The sequence below is a fragment of the Gordonia sp. YY1 genome (genome assembly GCF_009872315.1).
In the GTDB taxonomy this organism is placed as follows: Bacteria; Actinomycetota; Actinomycetes; order Mycobacteriales; family Mycobacteriaceae; genus Gordonia; species Gordonia amicalis.
Window position 1 is genome coordinate 1 of record NZ_WXYI01000060.1, and the last position, 704, is coordinate 704.

General features: G+C 64.2%; 1 protein-coding gene. It reads left to right on the plus strand.

Features of this window, described 5'->3' with window-relative positions; all coding sequences use genetic code 11:
• Nucleotides 1-704: AMP-binding protein (locus BPODLACK_RS23135; protein WP_159406332.1), on the plus strand; the 704-nt coding region annotated here is incomplete at both ends.

Genomic DNA, 704 nt, shown 5'->3' on the forward strand with positions numbered 1-704 from the left:
CAGGGGATGACCGCCGACGATGTGGTGATCGCGGTGTTGCCGTTCTTCCACATCTACGGCATGACGGTGTTGCTGAACGCGGCGCTGTTCAACCGTGCCTCGCTCGTCGTGATGCCGAAGTTCGACCTGGTGGAGTTCCTGGAGAGCATCCAGAACCACAAGGTGACGATGGCCTACATCGCGCCGCCGGTCGCGGTGGCGCTGGCCAAGCATCCGATCGTGGACGACTACGACCTGTCGTCGTTGCACACGATGATGTCGGGTGCGGCCCCGCTCGATGACGAGCTGGGTCAGGCGGTCGCCAAGCGTCTGGACCTGCACATGCTGCAGGGCTACGGCATGAGCGAGCTGTCCCCGGTGTCCCACATCATCCCGTTCGACACCCAGGCGACGCTGGGTCGTGAGGATCCGCCGTTGTCCTCGACGGGGTGGCCGGTGCCGAACACGGTGAACAAGATCGTCGACCCGGGCACCGGTGAGGATCTTGCGTTGCCGCAGGAAGGGCTTTCCGAGCCCGGTGAGTTGTGGGTGCAGGGGCCGAACGTGATGCTCGGCTATCTCAACAACGAGCAGGCCACCGCCGACACCATCGACGCCGACGGCTTTCTCCACACCGGCGATCTCGCGCAGGTCGACCCGACCGGTTGCGTGTACATCGTCGACCGCCTCAAGGAGCTCATCAAGTACAAGGGCTACCAGGTGCC